The sequence below is a fragment of the Lysinibacillus sphaericus genome, from assembly GCF_005217585.1.
Lineage (GTDB): Bacteria > Bacillota > Bacilli > Bacillales_A > Planococcaceae > Lysinibacillus > Lysinibacillus sphaericus.
The window spans coordinates 861819-880763 of record NZ_SZPT01000002.1 but is presented as its reverse complement, the minus strand read 5'-3'; the positions used below and the strand labels follow the sequence as shown (position 1 = coordinate 880763).

The window sequence follows — 18945 nt, the reverse complement described above, 5'->3', positions numbered from 1 at the left end:
ATGTTACGAATGATGATGAATAGTAAAATCCACCGTGCTACTGTAACGGAAGCGGATTTAAATTATGTAGGCTCGATTACAATTGATGAGGATATTTTAGATGCCGTTGGAATGTTACCAAATGAAAAAGTGCATATTGTGAATAATAACAATGGTGCGCGCTTTGAAACGTATATTATTGCAGGTGAGCGCGGATCAGGCGTGATTTGTGTCAATGGGGCAGCAGCGCGCCTCGTACAACGTGGAGATATTGTAATCATTATTTCTTATGTTTATGTGGATAATGCAGAGGCTAAGGACCATAAACCGACAGTAGCCATTATGGGAGAAGGCAATACCATTAAAGAAATGATTGCCTACGAGCCAGAAGCAACTGTATTGTAGTGCCAGTCACCTACACAATTCTTTTAGTAAAATCCACTTCGCTAACGGTGTATCCGCAGAAAGCGAAGTGGATTTTTTTGGGTGCCAGTCACCGGAACGATTCGCAAAATTCACATAATTCATATGATTCTCGTGCATTTTTTTATTGAAATGGCGCAAGGATGACCTGCGAGATGTATTTATGATAAAATTCATCTATCTAATGTGAACTGTGAGTTGAGATGTATGATGGAAAGTCAAAAGTATGCAATAGTTGATTTGGAGACGACAGGTCATTCTCCAGCAAATGGTGACCGAATGATTCAAATTGCCATTGTCATTATGAAGGATTGGAAAATAGAACGCACCTATACAAAATTTATTCATCCAGGGAAATCGATTCCGTCCTTTATTCAAGATTTAACGCATATAACGGACGAGGATGTGAAAGATGCCTTGCCGTTCGAGGCACATGCCGACTACATATACGAATTAATTTCCGATTGTGTTTTTGTCGCGCATAATACGGATTTTGACTTATCCTTTTTACAAGCAGAATTTAAACGAGCGGGTTTACCAAAATGGCATGGTAAGAAAATGGATACAGTTGAACTAGCAAAAATTTTATTTCCCATGTCTCTTAGCTTTAAGCTAGGTGATTTAGCCGCAGACTTAAATATTGAACTTGAAAATGCGCATAGAGCGGATGATGATGCGCTGGCAACGGCTGAACTTTTTAAACGTAGTTGGAAAGAGCTTCTAAGCCTTCCACAACTAACGCTCGAACAAATGCATAAACGTTCATTCCGTTTAAAATCTAATTTGTCCCAGCTTTTCTTTGAAGCATTACAACTTAAACGTCATCATAGAACAACTGATGAAAATATTACGTACTATCGCAATATTGCAATTTGTGATGGTCGTCAAAAACGGGTTCTAAAATCCGAGCTAGCACCTTATCCAAAAACAATAAATGAAAAAGAAGCACTGATGACAAAAGCTATGCCCAACTTCGAGCAACGACCTGCGCAATTTACGATGATGGATACGATTTGGCAAGCATTAAATGACAAAGAAGAATGTGTGATTGAGGCTTCGACGGGCATAGGCAAAACAGTCGGTTATCTTTTACCTAGTATTTTATATGCGCGGGCGAACAATAAAAAAATTGCAATTAGTACGTATACAGCACATCTACAAGAGCAACTTGTAGAAGAAGAACTACTAAAAATCGAAAAAATTCTTGATACAAAAGTAAACGTTGCTGTACTGAAAGGCATGCAACATTATATCGACCTTGCTCGCTTTGAACAGTGTATGGCATATGCAGATGAATCATATGATGATACATTTACCATTTTACAGTTGCTTGTCTGGCTGACAAAAACGCAGACAGGCGTATTAAGTGAACTTAATGTTTCCGGTGGGGGACAGCTTTTTTTAGAAAAAATTCGCAAATTGCCTGAGGAGAAACCGACAAAGGGCTTTGATTTTTATGAGCAAGCATTAAAAAATAGTACGACAGCGGATTGCATCGTGACAAATCATTCGATGGTCATTAGTGATTTAGTTCGTCAAACACCAATCTTTAGACAAATCGATGGGTGGATTATCGATGAAGCGCATCAAGTTATTCAAGCAGCTATGCAACAAGATGAAACCGTCTTTTCCTACACACAATGGAAATATATTTTTGGCCAAATTGGAACAATGGAAGATACAGCGCTCTTTCAACAATTCAGTCAGGCAGCTAAAAAGAAACAGCGCATCCCAATGCAAAGTTTACAGCAACTTGACAAACAATTTATCCGATTACAGCGCGTTTTCGATGACACCATTGGGCATGCTGTACAAAAAATGCAACAGCAAGTTCGAGGCAAACAGGCTAGTAGCAAATGTACCCTGTTCTTAGAGGATGTATCACTAGCAAAAGAGCCGCTCTTACAAGTCAGCAAACTATTACAGCACTGGCTTGATCTCGCGGTGGAAGCTGGTAAAGCTTTTGAAAATAATATTGAACAGTTAGACAAAAATGAGGTTTTTATTTTATCTGAGTGGCACTATTGGATTCGAGAGATGAAGCTAAGAATTGCGGAATGGGAGGAAATTTTCCTTTTACATCAGGACGAACATTCCGTTTGGTTTGAATTTGATTTACGCAGTGTCCCTGGCAGTCTGCATGTTTATAAGAAGCCAGTTAATGTTACACCAATTATAGAAAAAGTAATGGCGCCACTTCGTAAACAAGCAAGTATCGTTTGGACTTCGGGCACTTTAACGGTACCTGGAAATGAACGCTTTATTACGCGTCAGCTTGGCATTTCAGATAGTGTGCAAGTTATGCAGTTACAAGCACCAGCATCATATTATTCTGGTGCAAAAGCGTTTATTGTCACAGATATGCCAGATATTCAACAGGTGACGCAGGCAGAGTATATTGAAGCAGTGGCACATGCGATTACACGCACGGTTCGCATGACAGAAGGACGTTGCTTTGTGTTATTCACTGCCCAAGATATGTTAAGAAAAACGGTTGAGCTGATACAAGATAGTGAGCTTCTCGATGACTATATGCTCTTTGCACAAGGTGTCACAGGTGGTAGTCGAATGCGCATTCTTAAATCTTTTCAGAAGTTCAACCAAGCAGTGCTATTTGGCACAAACAGCTTTTGGGAAGGGGTAGACGTTCCTGGTGATGCACTTTCTTCTGTCATTGTTGTACGACTACCGTTTTCTTCACCAGAGGAGCCAGTGTTCAAGGCACGAGCCAAACATCTAACATTACAAGGGCACAACTCCTTTACGGAGCTATCTTTACCGGAAGCAATTATGCGCTTTAAGCAAGGATTTGGCCGTTTAATTCGATCATCCCAAGATAAGGGCGCATTTATTGTGCTAGATCGCCGTATTAGCACAAAATCTTATGGCAAAGAATTTATTCATGCATTACCGCCTATAGATGTCAAGAAACTCCAATTGCCTGAATTGCTGAAGGAATTAAGTAATTGGCAGAAATAAAAAGAATCCCTTTTAGCATGAGGCTAGAAGGGATTTTTTAAATGAAATGGGGAACTGTCGTTTCTTCATTATGTAAATACGCGACACAGTTACGTCCATTATTTTTTGCTTGATACAATGCTTGATCGCATCTTGTTAATAATGTTGTAAGCGTATCCCCATGTACATAAGTGGTTACACCAAAGCTACTCGTTTTTTGCTTCACGATTGGAAACTGATAATTCTCTAGTTGATGTCGGAGCTGCTCAGCAAGTTGAAGTGCTTCATGTAATGTGGTTTGAGGACAAATAACTAAAAATTCCTCACCACCCCATCGACCGATTGTATCCTGTTCCCGAATAGATTTTTTAAATAACTCCGCTGCATTAATCAATACAATATCCCCAACTTGATGACCAAATTCATCATTTACGGCTTTAAAATAATCGATATCGAGCAAAATAATAGAAAGAGGCGTTGCATGATTTTGTGCTTGCTTTAATGCTTCATCCAATACATCATCTAAGCGGACTCGGTTTGGTATTTGCGTCAATTTATCAGTATTGGCGATATTTTCAAGCTCTTGCCTTGCTTTCTCTAACTCTTGCGTTCGTTCCTGTACTTTATATTCAAGCGTTTCAGTTAACATTTGCTGCATTTTTTGATGTTCTTTTTTAATAAGATTAATTTTATCCCCGAGTGCTAGTGATAAAAAGATTGCTTCAAAAGTAGCTCCAATTGCTGGTATATCCTCGAATATTCTTGGATGAAATGGAATGATACTTAAAAAGGCTAACGCTTGAACAATAACAGACCCTAGTAAAACTGACCAACCAATCAAATAAAAACGAGCCATTTTTTGTCCTTTTAACCATACAAGGAGTCCAGATAACCAAAGAAAGGAAAGTACTACGACTGCAAAAATGGTTGTGAAATTATTGACAATAGCAACATCTGGAATAATAAATACGGCAATAAGTGATAAAATTGAAAGCCATAATAAAATATTTGCGAGTAAGTGATACTTCGGTAAATATGTTTTTAACTCTAGAAACTCTTTGGAAAATAAAATCATAAATATCAGTAAAAAATTACTACTGATCACTAACGATCGGATAAAAAACCATTCTGGGAAGAAATGACCTGCAATTTCCAAATCTAAGGAGTTCATCGTCGCTTGATAAAAAATAAAACTAAGCATATACAAGACATAATAAAAATACGCTTTTTCTTTTAAAGAAAAAAACAAAAATAAATTATATATTAATAAGGCGAACATAAAGCCATAAAACATACCCGAGAAAAATTTATATGAAATGATTTTTTCTAAAAAGCCCTCTGTTGTATACAAATAGGACATAAAACTTTTTGGAAGAACGCCATCTAACTTTACATAAATTGCTGTAGTAGATGGGTCTGTTATAGTAAAGACATTCGAACGGTAGTCAATCTTTTGCTCGTTTATATGGGCAACTCCGCTCTTTTGTTGGTCATAAGAACCATCTTCTTTTACTAAAAACAATTCAACATTGTCTAGTTTATCAATAGATTCTAGCCAATAGGGCCCTTGTTTATTATCCATAATTTCTGCGGTATGGAGCCTTAGCCAAATCGTATCGTTTGTATGCCAAAAAAACAAATAATTTTGGTTACTTGTCTCAAAGGATTGATCATAGTCACCAGATAAAATGTCCTCAATTGTAATGGATTTTGAAGGATCACGAAAAATATCAAAGTATTGCCCTAATACAATAGGCTCTGAAAGTTCTATGGCATAACTTTTTAAAGGAAATAGCATTACCGTACTTAATGTCGCGAACATTGCAATCATAACGATAACTTTTATTACAATTTTCTTTTTCATATTTTTCTTTCACCTACGTTTCATAAATAAGTCATTCAATTAATCGTATCTAGAATTATACGTAATACTTAGCAACTTAGGGTATTAGCTCCTTAAGAAGAATATACCTTAAGTAATATACCATATTTTATTTGCTATTTTCTGAATTTACCAATAAAATACATGATTTTTATATTATCGAATGTTACCTTAGACCATAAGAAAAGAATGAGGAACGAAGGGTGTTCAACGTTTCCAGCATTTTAGGATGAAGTATCCTAAAAAATGCAACACGATTGGTGGAGACAGAGAATACATCATTTTTATAAAAATTGCTGAAAAAGAAGAGGTATTTAATGGATAGTAACGTAAATCTTTCGTTAGATAAAATAGGAATGAACATCATTCTATATGGCATTTACGCACTAATGAATGCTTATTTATAGTCATTTTATTAGTGCATTTTTGTATTGCAAAAAATTTTGATGAAAACAATTTCTTCTCGACGAGCTGAAATTGCTCTTTGTATAAAAAAACGGTTATTGCAAAAAATAAGACCGTCATCATGAGTGTTGTAAAAAATTTACATTGCACATTCAAGAAATGGCAAGTAATTTTGGCGTTATCGCCAAGACAGTTATAACAGTGTTGCGTTTAAGAATGGTAAAGGTTTGTCATTACCATACAATGATTGCTTCGCTGGAACAACAGAAGGAAGGAGGTGCTACAAATGGGTGTAGTATATAGGATTGCCTTAGTTCTCGTAATTATTGGTGCAATTAACTGGGGACTAATAGGATTTTTTAGATTTGATTTAGTCGCATATTTATTTGGCGGTCAAACAGCCGTATTGTCGAGATGGATTTATGCACTTGTCGGAATTGCTGGGCTTATATCAATCCCAATCCTTATGAAGCGTTTAGATGAGGAAGAAGACTTCGATGCACATACTCGTATTCACAACAATCCGAGTTATGGTATGGAAGCTGGGGAAGAAGCCGATTTTACAGACGTGCCAAAAGCGAAGAAAAAGGATTCAGGAAATAAAAAAATGTAAGCTTTTTAAAACTGATGGCCCTTTGGGTGCGTCAGTTTTTTAATAACAAGAAGCCGCCTCAAAAAATGAAACGGCTCCTCCTATTAGTCGTTATTACTTGGGAAGGCAAAAGAGGATGCAGACTCGTTCGTATCCTCAAACCATTTTTCGGAAATTGTTTTAGCCTTTGTAAAGAAGCGTACTTGGTCTGGCCCAAACATATGACCTTCGCCAAATTTTGAACGTTTCCAGCCACCAAAATTATGGTAGCCAACGGGAATTGGAATAGGTACGTTAACGCCTACCATCCCAACTTCTATTTCAGAAGTGAATTTACGCGCAGCAGCCCCATTATTTGTAAAAATCGTGACGCCATTTCCTAACTCATGGTTATTAATTAAGCTTATCGCCTCTTCCAATGTTTGTACACGTACGACATTTCGTGCAGGTCCAAATACTTCCTGTTCGTAAATTTCCATCCCTGGCTTGACGTTATCCAATAGAGTTGGCCCTAAGTAAAATCCTTTAGAGTTTTTTGAGATGTCTGGTTGGCGACCATCGCACACGATTGTAGCACCTTCTTGAAGACTGCGATCGATAAAGCCGATGATGGAGTCCTTCGATTGTTGTGTAATAACAGGACCAAAATCTACTTCTGGATCCGTGTAAGGGCCTACTTTTAAATTGGCAATTTTATCGGCTAATATTTTAACAAGCTTGTTAGCGGTTGTATCACCGACTGGAATAATTGTCGAAATCGCCATACAACGTTGAGAAGCCGCCCCATATGCCGCCCCTAAAAAGGCATTTGCAGCTTGTTCCAAATCGGCATCAGGCATGACCACCATATTGTTTTTACCACCACCTAATGCTGTTACTCGTTTTCCATATTTTGAGCCTGTTGCGTAAATATATTCAGCAACTGGTGTTGATCCAACAAAAGAAATCGCTTCAACAGAAGGATTTTCTAATAATTCGGTTACCGTCTCTTTATCACCATTGATGACCGTCCAAATCCCATCAGGCAAGCCAGCTTCCTTCCACAGCTCTGAAAGCAAGAGGGCAGAGCAAGGAACACGTTCAGACGGTTTTAAAATAACGGCATTTCCTACTGCAATTGCCATGCTTGTAATGGCAAGTGGCACCATCACTGGGAAGTTAAAAGGAGAAATTGCCGCCACAACGCCAAGGGGCGCTTTTGTAGAATAGGCATTAATATTTCCTCCTACATTGACCGAATATTCCCCTTTAACTAAATGAGGAGCATTAATTGCCAAATCCACTGACTCTAAACCGCGGGTAATTTCACCCTTAGCATCCTCAATGGTTTTGCCACTTTCAGTACAAATCATGTCAATTAATTCGTCCATACGTGCTGTTAGTAATTGTCGAAACTTCAGTACAATCTCCGCCCGTTTGCCAACTGAAAGTGCGCGCCAAGCTGGAAAGGCATTTTGAGCAGTAGCGATTGCCTGTTGAACCTCCTCCTTTGTAGCAAGTGGGACATGGGCAATGACAGCTCCTGTACTCGGGTTATAGACATTTGAAAAGCGCCCGCTTTGACCCGCCACTACGGTGCCATTAATAAAATGCCCTAATTCTTTTACGTCCGTATTCGTTACCATCCTCATTATTCCTCCTTCGTTTATATGCACTAAAAACATTACATAAGGTATTCTTACTCTATTCATTGTGAAAACGATACGACGAATAAGTAGTTTTGTTATGCTTTATCTGTTTAACTTTCTAGTACCCTATTGTCGCAACTTCCCTTATACCAACAGGTGGGGGTAATCTATGACGTTTAAAGGCTACGTCAATAATACTTTATATGAATAGGAAAAATAATTTAGAAGGGTTATCTATTAATCGAAAATTCTGATATATAAAACGAGGTGTATAAACTTAGTATCTCATTCATTATTGATGTGTTATGACATCTTCAATTAAAAATGCTAAGTAGAGATTGGTTTTGGTAAATGGATTTGTTAAATCCATATCTAACAGTGATTCTATTTTTTTAATTTTATATAGCACAGTATTACGGTGAATAAATTGCCGTTCGCTAATTTTACTTGTACTCCCATTTTCCTCGAGAAATATGCGCAAAAAGGCTATATAATCCGTATTGTGCAGTTCATCGTATCGTTGTAATTGACCTAAAATATCATGGCTAAAGGATTGCATTAATGGTTGGTTTTGTACAGCCATAATAATTTGGTAGGCACCGATATCTTTATATTTGTACAAAAAACGATTGTTATGAAGCTGTGCTAATTGGATAACGGTTAACGATTCTTCATAGCTTTTACGAATATTTTCATGTTCTTTTTGATAGTTTCCTTTGCCAATAATGATATCGAGAAAGCCATTTTTTTGTTTGATTTTTTCATAGATTTCTTCAACTACTTTTGAGAAGGGGATGTTCGGTGTATTAATTTGCGCTCGGTCAATTAAAAAAATGAGGTGATTTTTATGTTTTAGTTTTAAAAAGCGTTTATAACGATGTTGAAAGGCAAATTGGATCATCACTTCATAGCGGTCAATGCTAGATTGTACACCTATTGTTGTGCAAGTGATAATAGCAAGTTCTCTACCTTGTGGGAATCCAAGTTGCGCCAGTTGTACTTTCGTCGTATCCATCTGTTTTTTGGAGTGAAAAAGTAAATTGTAAAGTACCCTTTCTTCAATGGAATGTTCTTGATGATGGTTAGCTATAAATTGAAAAGTAGTTTTTAATAAATCAGCTACGCGGCAATGCCAAGGCATTTGAAAAACAGGGAAATCATGCTCGTTAGCAAAAGCGATGATAGATTCAGGAATGGCAGGAATATAAGGGCCGATATTGATAATAAATCCTGCTACTTTTTTGCTATAAGCTAACTTAACGAGTTGTTCTAAGGAATCTTCCTGCTGTGATAAGTTAATACCTGTCGTGACGACCAATTCATTTGGCCGACAAAACATAATTAAATCAATGCTCTCTACTACGTTAATACCTGTAACTCTTCGATGTACACCACTATGTCCAGCTACTAATGTAAGCATAGGGAATTGATTTCCCTCCACAATTTTGCGAATCGTTCCCATCGTTTCCCCCCTTATTATGAACATAACTTACCATATATCATGTGCAGATGCACATATTTTTTTAGTGTTATATCCATATCTCTTAAAATTTATCTATTTTAGAATGTTTAGTAACTACTGTGAAAGAGAGGACTTGCATATGTATAAATGTAATAGTAGACGATTGCAAGATTCGATTGAACAATTTAGTCAGTTTGGAGCTACTTTAAACGGTGGTGTCACGCGTTTATCTCTTTCGAAAGAAGATATTTTAGCTAGAAATTATTTTTGTAAGTGTTGTGAAGAATTAGGGATGGAAATCAAAGTAGATGATATGGCCAACATCTATGCGATGCTACCAGGCAAAAAAGAAGTTCCGCCAATTGTTATGGGCTCTCATTTAGATTCAGTTGAAAAGGGTGGGAAATTTGATGGTGTTTTAGGTGTGTTAACAGCCTTAGAAGCGATTCGAATATTAAAGGACAATGACGTAGAGTTAGATGTGCCATTAATGATTGTGAATTTTACGAATGAAGAAGGGGCTCGCTTTGATCCGGCGATGATGAGCTCAGGCGTCATTGCTGCAAAATTTGAAAAAGCCCAAATGCTACAGTCTGTCGATAACAATGGCATGACTTTTCAAGCTGCACTACAAGCAAGTGGTTATGAGGGTGAGCAACAACATCGCTTAAAGGAAGCCCTTGCTTATATTGAACTCCATATCGAACAAGGGCCCGTTTTAGAAGCAAAGCAAATGGAAATAGGTGTTGTTGAAGGGGTACTAGGAATGGTTTGTTATGAAATTACCTTTACTGGCCAATCCAATCATGCAGGAACAACACCGATGGCAATGCGCCAAGACCCGATGATTGTTGCCGCAAAAACAATGGTATTTTTACATGAACAGCTTGGCAAGATTGATGAGCAACTAGTATATACCTTTGGGCGGATGCATGTTTTACCTAATATTCATACCGTTATACCAAATAAAGTGACGTTTACAATTGATTCACGGCATCAAAATCCTGCTATTATGCAAAAGGTCGAGGAAGTATTGAAAAACTTGCCTACAGAAGACACAGGTTGTCGTATAGAACCTGTGAAACTATGGGGAAGAGACACAGTATTATTTGATCGACAAATTTGTGATGAAATCGAAACAGCTTGCCAACGATTTGGCTATACCGCTCATCGAATGTTTAGTGGAGCAGGGCATGATGCGCAATATATAGCGACGATGATACCTTCAGCAATGATTTTCGTACCGAGTATTAATGGAAAGAGTCATTGCGAGGAGGAAGAAACATCATTTGAAGATTGCGCAAAGGGAGCAGATATTCTCCTCGAAACGGTATTAACGATGCAAACAAAATACAGTATGGGGCAAACGTACAGCTTACATTAAAATTTGAAATTTATCATGATTGTTACGTCTCTATTACTAACTAGAAAGCTGCCAAAGTGATGCTGCAATGAATCAAGTTAAAAGAAGAAAGTGAAAATAGTTTACTTGAATATCGACCACGAAAGGTAGGATAGTATGAAAAAAATCATTCAAGGTGGACGAATCGCAACTGCTTCAGATGTCTACGAAGCAGATATTCTTATTGAGAACGGAATCATTGTACAGATAGGTAAAAATTTATCTGTTGCAGGTGCGGAAATCATTGATGCTACTGATAAATACGTAATGCCAGGAGGAATTGATCCGCATACCCATTTAGATATGCCTTTTAATAATACAGTAACAGACGATGATTGGAAATCGGGTACGATAGCGGCTGCGTTTGGCGGCACCACAACGATTTTAGACTTTTGTTTAACAGCAGGTGAAGAGAAACTTTCTACTGCTGTTGAAAAATGGCATGAAAAAGCAAAAGGGAAATCTGCAATTGATTATGGATTCCATTTAATGATTGGGGATTTAACACCACAGACAGAAGCGGAATTACCTGTGTTACTAGAGCAAGAAGGAATTACCTCTGTAAAGGTTTTTATGGCCTATGCAAAAGAATTCCAAGCGACAGATCGCACGCTTTTTAAAGCGTTCAAAATTGCAAAAGATGTTGGTGCTATTGTTATGGTGCACTGTGAAAATGGCTCAGTTATCGATGAGCTTGTCGAAGAGGCAAGACGTGCGGGACATAAAGAGCCGATTTATCATGCGCTTACGCGTCCAGCACAATTAGAGGGAGAAGCCACAAAACGTGCGATTGAACTAGCCCATATCGCAGGTGCAACGCTTTATGTTGTCCATGTTACTTGTAAAGAAGCGGTGGATGAAATTATTGCAGCACGTGAAAAAGGCTATAACGTCTATGGCGAAACATGTCCACCTTATTTAACATTAGACCAGTCTGCTTTAGCACAACCAGGCTTTGAAGGGGCGAAATACGTATGGTCACCGCCACTTCGTCCGAAATACCATCAGGAGCATTTATGGAATGCCTTAAAAGCGAAGCAATTACAAACAATTGGTTCCGATCAATGCTCGTTTAGTTTTAACGGCAAAAAGCAATTAGGGCTAAATGATTTTTCTAAAATTCCGAACGGTGGACCGTTTATTGAAGATCGCTTTAGTATTTTATATTCAGAAGGGGTTGCCAAAGGGAAAATAACAGTCAATGAATTTGTCGATATGATTGCTACAAATGCTGCAAAAGTTTTTGGTCTGTTTCCACAAAAAGGGACAATTGCTATAGGTTCTGACGCAGATATCGTAATTTTTGATCCTAATGTAAAACGCGAAATTTCAGCAAAAACCCACCATATGAATGTGGACTACAACCCATATGAAGGTTGGGAAGTGACGGGTGAACCGGTCACTGTGCTTGTCCGTGGGGAATATGTTATTAAAGAGAAAGAATTTGTTGGTGTACTAGGCAGTGGTCGCTATATCAAACGTCAACTGAAAACGACTGCGGAAACGATAAAAATCTAACTTGTTTTTGCAAATATTCCGTGTGGCTTCAACACTGTTGTCACACAGTCAATGTAGCACCACCTTTCAAGCAGGATTTAAACAATCATGCAAAGGTGTAATTAGCAATAGGTAATACATGGCCGATTGTTTTGACTGGAGAACAAAACAATCGGCTATTAAACAATGGCAAGTTCAACAAGAACACATGAGGGGGATGTGGAAATGGTTCCGATGCAAGAGCATGCAATGACCAAGCTACTTCAGCGTAATTTTGTTGAGTTAACAAGTCGAATGACAAAAAATGAGGCAATGGAAGAAGCAAATCGTTGCCTTTATTGTTATGATGCACCCTGTATTAAAGCTTGTCCAACAAGCATTCAAATCCCAAATTTCATAAAAAAAATTGCATCAGGGAATATGAAGGGTTCTGCCACTACTATATTAGAAGCAAACCCAATTGGTGCAAGTTGTGCAAGAGTTTGTCCAACAGAAGAGCTCTGTGAAGGGGCATGTGTGTTAAATTCCTCAACAAAGCCAATTAGAATCGGAGAACTACAGCGTTATGCGACAGATTGGGCGATGGAGACAGGTGCACAGCTATTTAAGAAAGGCGAAAGCAATGGACTGAAAGTAGCCATTATTGGGGCGGGTCCAGCTGGTCTTTCGGCGGCGCGTGAGCTTAGTCGGTTTGGTTATAGTGTCACAATCTATGAGGCTGAAGCGAAAGCAGGTGGTTTAGGAAGCTATGGTATCGTGTCGTTCCGCTTACCAAATGAGGTAGCAGATTGGGAAGTCGAGCAAATTGCCAAACTCGGTGTGAACATTCAAACAAATACGACAGTAGGTAGCGACATTTCTGCAGAAGAAATATTAGCACAATATGACAGTGTCATTTTAGCAGTTGGTATGGGGGCTGTGCCACATCTGGGCATTGAAGGAGAAGGTCTGTTAGGCGTGCATGATGCCATTGAATTTGTAAAACAAACAAAAGTGGGAGCGCTTCCAACTGATTTAGTAGGGAAACGTGTTGCAGTTATTGGTGCTGGGAATACCGCAATTGATGGTGCTACTTGTGCCATGCGATTAGGTGCGGATAATGTGAAAATACTTTATAGAAGAACGCAAAAAGAAATGACCGCATACAAATTTGAATTTGAATTTGCCAAGCAAGATGGCGTGGAGTTTCAATGGTTAACAGCGCCGAAAAAAATCATCGGCAATGATGCAGGTGAAGTGATTGGCATTGAATGCGTTCACATGAAACTTGGTGAAGCAGGAGCAGATGGTCGTCAAAGACCAGAAGAGATTGCAGGATCCAATTTTATTTTAAAGGTGGATGCAGTTATTAAAGCAATTGGTCAAACGCGTTTTGTGTCATTAATTGAAGCGTTTGGCTTACAGCATACAAATGGCGTTGTTGATATTGATGAAACGACGATGCAAACATCGAATAAAAAAGTGTTTGCATGTGGGGATGTTGTTTTTGGCAACGGACAAGGAGAGGCAATGGTTGTAACAGCGGTTCAACAAGGAAAAGATGCTGCTTATAAGATTCATGAACGTTTAAGAAAACCAAGCGAGATTGCATAAGGGGGGCAGTGACATGGCAGATTTACGAATAGATTTAGCGGGGATAAAATCACCCAATCCATTTTGGCTCGCATCCGCACCACCTACGAACTCAGGCTATCAAGTGCAGCGTGCATTTGAAGCAGGGTGGGGTGGGGCAGTTTGGAAAACATTGGGTGAACCGATTTTAAATGTTTCTTCACGTTTTGCAGCGGTTAGTTATAACGGGCAACGTGTGGCAGGTTTTAATAACATTGAATTAATAACCGATCGCCCGTTGGAGGTAAATTTAAAAGAGATTTATGAAACGAAAAAAAGGTTTCCTCATCACGCCATTATTGCTTCCCTTATGGTAGAACCAAAGCAAGAAAAGTGGCATGAAATTGTCAAACGCGTAGAAGATGTGGGGGTAGATGGTCTTGAGCTTAACTTTGGTTGTCCACATGGCATGGCAGAACGAGGAATGGGCTCCGCCTCTGGTCAAGTACCTGAATTGGTGGAAAAGCAAACGTATTGGGTGAAGGAAGTAGCACGTACGCCAGTTATTGTGAAACTAACGCCAAATATAACGGATATAACAGTAACAGCAGAAGCGGCGACAAGAGGCGGAGCGGACGCTATTAGTATGATTAATACAATCAACAGCTTGGCAGGTGTTGATTTAAATACATGGAATACAATACCTCATGTTGCAGGTAAAGGGGCGCATGGCGGCTATTGTGGTCCAGCTGTGAAGCCAATAGCACTCAATATGGTAGCAGAGTGTGCTCGTAATCCTCACATTCAGGTTCCGATATCGGGTATAGGTGGTATTTCCAATTGGCAAGATGCAGCAGAGTTTATGTTGATGGGTGCAACGGGTGTGCAAGTTTGTACAGCAGCTATGCACCACGGATTTAGTATTGTCGAAGATATGATTGATGGACTAAATAATTATTTAGATGATAAGGGAATTGCTTCGGTAAAGGACTTAGTTGGTCGCTCGGTGCCTCGATATTCGGACTGGGGCAATCTAGATTTAAACTATAAAATTGTTGCGGACATCAATAATGATGTATGTATTAACTGTAATAAGTGTCATATTGCTTGTGAAGATACGTCCCATCAATGTATCGATTTGTATACGGAAAATGGAAAGCCTATGCTAAAGGTTCGCGAAGAAGATTGCGTTGGTTGTAATTTATGTTCGATTGTCTGTCCGGTTGATGGAGCAATTTCTATGGTCGAAAGACAATCCGCTATTGCGCCAATGACTTGGAATGAGCGCCAATTGTTAATGAATAGTCTATCTAAATAAAAGGTTCATCTGTGTAATGATTAACTGTTTTTCCACCTTCCTTACGAATGATTTCGAAAAGGAAGGAAAGCCTCATGGAGTTGTCACGGAAATCTTGTTTATTCAGTAGAGCATTTTCCCCATGTAAGAGCTAACTGGTACAAAATGCTAGATTTCAGGGGATAATGATTCGATGTCTGGATAAATGCATGCTGTCAGTACATGGTACGAATGATATTCGGATTCCTTGTGCCGATGCATAATCTATTCAAAAAGGAGCGAAATGTATGGAACATGACGGGAATTATTTGAAATCCCCTGATTTACTTCCAGTGACACATCAACAAAGAAATATTGGAACATTCGGTTTTGCAGTCATTTGGATAGGCATGGCTATTGTACTAGCCGCATTTGCAATTGGTGGTTCTGCTATTATGAGTTTACCTTTGCCAATGGTTATTTTAGCGACATTGATTGGCTCTTGTTTAATCGGTGTATTTATGACATTAATTGGTGATATCGGGATTGAGCATGGCTTATCTTTTCCTGTATATATGCGTGCTCCATTCGGTACTTTTGGAACGCACATACCATCGTTAGTGCGAGGCGTAACAGCAGCCTGTTGGTTCGGTATAAACACCTATTTCGGCGCCATGGCTATTAATGGCATTCTTAATTTACTTTTTGGTTTTAATAATTGGTTTCTATGTTTTCTAGTCTTTGCTGCTCTACAATTATTTAATACTTCGTTAGGCATTAAATCAATTGAGCGTTTTGCAGATTTAGCGGCGCCCATTATTATTTTAATTTCCTGCTGGATGTATATAACATTAGCAGATGCGGCCACAACACAAGGCAAAGATGTCTGGTCTTGGGTTGAGACGCCAACTACGGGTGTAGCGGCTTTTACAGCATTTATGATTGTTATCATGGCAAATATGGGATTCTGGGCTACGTTAGCCGCTGATATGCCATCATTGTCTCGCTTCTTTAAAGCACCTAAAAATGAGCGCAACTGGTTTAAACGGAACAAAACCCAGTTAGTCGGTTCTTTAATTGTTATGCCCATCACGAATACATTTATCGTTACAATTGGCGCGGTTTGTTATATGGCGGTTGCATCTGCAGATCCAATCAATGCATTACAGCAAAGTGCAAGTGGCTTGATACTTGGAATTTTATTATTAATGATTGTTTTAGCGCAATGGTCAACGAATACGTCTGCTAATGTGATTCCAGCAGCTACTATTTTCTCTAATATTGGCGGCCCAAAAGTACCATTCTGGGTTGGCGTTGTAATTGCGGGTGTAATAGGAATTCTTGCACAGCCATGGAGCTTATTTGATGTTTTAGTCAATGCGCTCTTAATTATAGGTGGTATTTTAACAGCCATTGTTGGTATTTTATACGCAGATTATTATTTAATTCGAAAAAGACGCATCAATGTCAAAGATTTGTATGAGCTAAACGGTCAATTCAAATATATGAATGGCTTTAATTTAGCTGGCTTAATCGCTTGGGTTATCGGCGGTGTCATTGCAAATATTTTCTCTGCTTATTCATCACTAGTGGGTTTTATCGTTGGAGCGTTGGTTTACTATGTATTAGCGAAGTACTGGTGGTTTAAAAAGTATCCTCAAGCTGAATTAGAAGATCCAAGTGATGCGAAGTATTTAGGGATTACAGCTGGTCATAACTTAGATGAACTATTTGGGCAAGATTTGGTGCCACAGCCCGCAGTTGGCTCAGATGACGTTGAGGCAGTAGATCAAACGGAACCACTTTTAGAAATAAAAGGTGCTGATTAGTAGAAAGAAAGGGTGAGCGCATGTCAGATTTTTTACAAAGTACGGAAGAAATAAAGAAAGTTGATGACTTTTTAGACAGCGGCTTTAAAATACAATATGTCTATGAAAACTTAAGTGGTATGTTTGTAGAGTTTGCACGGCAGGAAGAAGTTGTACATTTGAAAATTCTTACAGCGGATGCCCGCAAATATTTCGCCGCAAAACTTCAAGAACAAACCTTATTGCAATAGCTATAAGCCGCAACCTCTGCTACCACGCAGATTGTTGCGGCTTACGTTTTGTGCGTTTCCACAAGGGCAACACAGCTTTTAAATTGTTTGCAAATTGTTTGAGTGACTGGCACGATTTAGTTCATCGTGCTATGCTTTCGGCCATATACAAAGTACACAATTAAACCGAATACAAACCAAAGTCCACAAGCAATCCATGTATGAATAGATAGCTGGGAAATTAAAAATAAGCACATCAAGAATGACAGAATCGGTAGTACTGGGAAGAACGGTACTTTAAAACCACCTGATGGAATATTTTTGTTTTTACGTAAATAAATGACGCCTATTGAAACGATTGTGAAAGCTACTAGCGTCCCCATATTGACAAGTTCCGTAAGCTTCGATAACGGGACAAAGCCAGCGCAAAAGGCTACAAGGATAGCGAATACCCAAGTGTTCTTGACAGGGGTTTTAAACTTAGGACTCAGTTCAGCCATACTTTTTGGCAGTAAACCATCACGGCCTAAAGCATATAGCAAGCGTGTCCCTCCATAGGACATGACAAGGATAACCGTCATCATGCCGACAACTGCACCAAGGGAAATAATACCCGCAATCCAGTCTTGATGAACAAGTTGCATAACATAGCTGACCGGATCACTAACGTTTAAATCAGTGTAGGGCACCATACCTGTTAATACAAGTGAAACAACAACATAAAGAACTGTACATATTAATAAGGAGCCAATAATACCAATTGGCATATTACGTTGGGGATTTTTTACTTCTTCAGCTGCTGATGAAACAGCATCAAATCCAAGATAAGCGAAAAATACAAGAGCAGCGCCACTTAGTACACCACTTACGCCAAATGGTAGAAACGGTTGCCAATTTGATGGTTCCACGTAAAATACGCCAACGCCAATAAATAGTAAAATAACACCCACTTTCAAAAAGACCATAATGGAATTTAATCGAGTGGATTCTTTTATGCCTAGCATTAAGAAAAAGGCTGTGGCAAAAATAATAACGATGGCAGGTAAATTGATATACGTACCAGCGGCAGGGTTAAATGATCCTGAGATTGCTGTTGGCAGCGAAATATTAAAGCCAGCAAGGAGCGCACTTAAATACGATGACCATCCAGTTGCAACGGCTGCAACGGCTAATCCATATTCTAGTAACAGTGCCCAGCCAACTAGCCAAGCAACGATTTCGCCAAATACAATGTAGCCATACGTATAGGCACTCCCTGTGACAGGTACGCTTGAAGCAAACTCAGAATAGCACATACCTGCTAATGCACAAACAATAGCGGCTATGATAAATGAAAAAACAATTCCTGGCCCTGCATGGGTAGCTGACACCGTTCCAGGCAAGATAAATATCCCTGTGCCAACAATTGCGCCAACCCCAAGCAAAATCAGGTCAAAAGCACCTAACGATTGTTTGAGCTGAATAGTTCCTTCCTTTTTCAATAAATCCGCTATATTTTTTCTTCTAAATAATAAATTTCTCACATGAAAGCCTCTTTTTCTTAGAAATATGTAAAAATATTATACTTTTTTGACATTCAGGTCAATTATTTTTACGAATTCGAAGTGAAATTGGTCGAATTTTAAGAAATATTAAAATCTAAAGAAAAGAAAGAAGGTTTTTAGTGTAGAAATGATAATTATGAATATTCTGAAATAATAATACTATTAAAAAGAGAAGGAAGTTTAACGATATTATTACGCTACTAATATAGTAATTGAGCGTGCGTTATACATGGGAAAAGCAGGTAGTAAATTTTAAGAATTTTTGTTTCTTTAGCACATTTATTATGTTCTTTTAACTTGATATATAT

General features: G+C 38.6%; 13 protein-coding genes. 9 read left to right on the top strand and 4 right to left on the bottom strand.

Annotated elements, in window-relative coordinates; translation table 11 throughout:
• Positions 1–384 (top strand): aspartate 1-decarboxylase, encoded by a 384-nt coding sequence (gene panD / locus FC748_RS09860; RefSeq protein ID WP_024364245.1) that lies wholly within the window; start codon positions 1–3, stop codon positions 382–384.
• Between the two features lie 225 nt (positions 385–609).
• On the top strand, positions 610–3381 hold the full coding sequence (gene dinG, locus FC748_RS09855; RefSeq protein WP_108030415.1) for an ATP-dependent DNA helicase DinG, 3'-5' exoribonuclease type: 2772 nt from the start codon (positions 610–612) through the stop codon (positions 3379–3381).
• Between the two features lie 37 nt (positions 3382–3418).
• On the opposite strand, the gene FC748_RS09850 is transcribed toward dinG, so the two are convergent.
• Positions 3419–5224: a sensor domain-containing diguanylate cyclase gene (locus FC748_RS09850; protein WP_238600180.1), complete on the bottom strand. Its 1806-nt coding sequence runs from the start codon at positions 5222–5224 to the stop codon at positions 3419–3421.
• Positions 5225–5933: 709 nt separating this feature from the next.
• Between FC748_RS09850 and FC748_RS09845 the strand changes: the two genes are divergently transcribed.
• Positions 5934–6260 carry a DUF378 domain-containing protein gene (locus tag FC748_RS09845; RefSeq protein WP_024364242.1) on the top strand — a complete coding sequence of 109 codons (327 nt, stop codon included), beginning with the start codon at positions 5934–5936 and terminating at the stop codon, positions 6258–6260.
• An 83-nt stretch (positions 6261–6343) separates the two neighbouring features.
• Here the strand turns inward: FC748_RS09845 and FC748_RS09840 are convergent, their stop codons facing one another.
• Together FC748_RS09840 and FC748_RS09835 are read right to left on the bottom strand one after the other, a co-directional pair.
• Positions 6344–7864, bottom strand: coding sequence for a CoA-acylating methylmalonate-semialdehyde dehydrogenase (locus FC748_RS09840; protein WP_025219091.1), 1521 nt, complete (start codon positions 7862–7864; stop codon positions 6344–6346).
• A 295-nt stretch (positions 7865–8159) separates the two neighbouring features.
• The gene (locus tag FC748_RS09835) at positions 8160–9329 is read right to left on the bottom strand and encodes a PucR family transcriptional regulator (protein ID WP_108030416.1); all 1170 of its coding nucleotides are present in this window, start codon (positions 9327–9329) and stop codon (positions 8160–8162) included.
• A 139-nt stretch (positions 9330–9468) separates the two neighbouring features.
• On the opposite strand from FC748_RS09835, the gene FC748_RS09830 reads away from it, so the two are divergent.
• The 6 genes from FC748_RS09830 to FC748_RS09805 all read left to right on the top strand — a co-directional run bounded on the left by FC748_RS09830 (position 9469) and on the right by FC748_RS09805 (position 17114).
• A complete protein-coding gene (locus tag FC748_RS09830) occupies positions 9469–10713 on the top strand; it encodes a Zn-dependent hydrolase (RefSeq protein ID WP_108030417.1) in 1245 nt (414 codons plus the stop codon).
• Positions 10714–10848: 135 nt separating this feature from the next.
• Positions 10849–12249: a dihydropyrimidinase gene (hydA, locus tag FC748_RS09825; RefSeq protein WP_024364238.1), complete on the top strand. Its 1401-nt coding sequence runs from the start codon at positions 10849–10851 to the stop codon at positions 12247–12249.
• A gap of 204 nt (positions 12250–12453) precedes the next feature.
• Positions 12454–13821: an NAD(P)-dependent oxidoreductase gene (locus FC748_RS09820; RefSeq protein WP_108030418.1), complete on the top strand. Its 1368-nt coding sequence runs from the start codon at positions 12454–12456 to the stop codon at positions 13819–13821.
• A 13-nt stretch (positions 13822–13834) separates the two neighbouring features.
• The gene (gene preA, locus FC748_RS09815; protein WP_024364236.1) at positions 13835–15097 is read left to right on the top strand and encodes an NAD-dependent dihydropyrimidine dehydrogenase subunit PreA; all 1263 of its coding nucleotides are present in this window, start codon (positions 13835–13837) and stop codon (positions 15095–15097) included.
• 266 nt (positions 15098–15363) lie between these two features.
• Positions 15364–16884, top strand: coding sequence for an NCS1 family transporter (locus tag FC748_RS09810; RefSeq protein ID WP_108030419.1), 1521 nt, complete (start codon positions 15364–15366; stop codon positions 16882–16884).
• Positions 16885–16904: 20 nt separating this feature from the next.
• Positions 16905–17114 carry a hypothetical protein gene (locus tag FC748_RS09805; RefSeq protein WP_025219097.1) on the top strand — a complete coding sequence of 70 codons (210 nt, stop codon included), beginning with the start codon at positions 16905–16907 and terminating at the stop codon, positions 17112–17114.
• 116 nt (positions 17115–17230) lie between these two features.
• Here the strand turns inward: FC748_RS09805 and bcaP are convergent, their stop codons facing one another.
• Positions 17231–18616 carry a branched-chain amino acid transporter BcaP gene (bcaP, locus tag FC748_RS09800; protein WP_024364233.1) on the bottom strand — a complete coding sequence of 462 codons (1386 nt, stop codon included), beginning with the start codon at positions 18614–18616 and terminating at the stop codon, positions 17231–17233.
• Positions 18617–18945: the final 329 nt, after the last annotated feature.